The 705-nt window shown below is 33.3% G+C and carries 1 protein-coding gene; it reads right to left on the bottom strand.

Annotated features, from left to right (window positions below):
- Positions 1 to 448: 448 nt before the first annotated feature.
- A partial coding sequence (locus tag BBG47_RS30515; protein ID WP_217492554.1) for a hypothetical protein occupies positions 449 to 705 on the bottom strand: 257 nt, incomplete at its 5' end.

Below are 705 nucleotides of genomic sequence, written 5' to 3'. Positions count from 1 at the left end.
TTAAAAAAGTTGTCTAGTTTAGTGTTGACAGTCCATACAGCCATTTTAGAAAATTTTCATATGGTGGAGGGGATCACAATCAAAAAAAAAGAAAACCACATGGAGTTGTTGAACTTGTAACCCGTAGGATGGACACTTGAAAAAAGTGACCTCTTACGGGTTACAGTTCATAGTTACACTCGCATGTGGTAATTGTTGAAGGAGATATTGAGCTGTGAGAATTACGACCACCCATGCAGATCTACGGTAATTGGTGACAATAAAATTAGTTGATTAACTAATACATCTAAATCTTTTGACTCATTACCATAGTAGTTCAAATCCATTATTTTTCCTTTGTAATAGATGGACACATCCCACCCATTCGCAATTAATTTTTTTGTGATATTATCGCTAGTTTCTTCGATTCTGTTTGCTGCATCGAGTAGAACCTTTGATTCTTCAGCAGTCAGTTTCCTTTTTTTATATCTATTACTTTTCTTAAGTGAAAATCAAACGTTTGATGCTTCCGAACACCTTTTGATACCTCGAGCATTTTATCTGACCTTACTTCAAACAAGTATGTTTCATCGAGTACTGCTGTAGGATATATTGAAATTTTCATTATTACATCATCATCAACATCTTTCGAAGTATTCCTTAAAAAATATAATCCTATCAAAAGACATACGATAATCAAAACTAACCCAAAAAGCATATTCTTTT

Origin of the sequence: Paenibacillus sp. KS1, from assembly GCF_001680695.1 — a bacterium.
GTDB lineage: Bacteria > Bacillota > Bacilli > Paenibacillales > Paenibacillaceae > Paenibacillus_B > Paenibacillus_B suaedae.
The sequence above is the reverse complement of the archived record's forward strand: the minus strand, read 5'-3'. Positions and strand labels throughout refer to the sequence as shown.